This window comes from Bacillus cereus group sp. BfR-BA-01524 (assembly GCF_022662595.1).
In the GTDB taxonomy this organism is placed as follows: domain Bacteria; phylum Bacillota; class Bacilli; order Bacillales; family Bacillaceae_G; genus Bacillus_A; species Bacillus_A thuringiensis_S.
This window is the reverse complement of the sequence record NZ_JAKUDW010000382.1, coordinates 1-272: the sequence shown is the minus strand read 5'-3', so window position 1 is coordinate 272 and position 272 is coordinate 1. Positions and strand designations below refer to the sequence as shown.

Here is a 272-nt window from a genome sequence, read left to right as displayed (position 1 = left end):
TTATATCTTGTGTTTGCGAAGTGCCGAAGAAATTATCGATGAGTGCTTGATTTACTTCATGGTTACTATGTAATAGTTGCTTCTTTCTTTTATAGTCTTCAATTGTGCGAACGAATTTTTCTAACGTAACCGGCTTTATAAGATAGTTGCTTACGCCGTTTCGAATCGCTTTTTCTAACATATGGTTTTCATTCGCCGCAGTAACCATAATGACATCAACGTTTGGAAAATCTGCGTGAATTTTCGGCAGTAAGTCTGTTCCGATTCCATCT

1 protein-coding gene is annotated in these 272 nt (G+C 37.1%); it reads right to left on the bottom strand.

Features of this window, described 5'->3' with window-relative positions; all coding sequences use genetic code 11:
* A partial coding sequence (locus MR170_RS31560; RefSeq protein WP_242310740.1) for a response regulator occupies window positions 1-272 on the bottom strand: 272 nt, incomplete at both ends.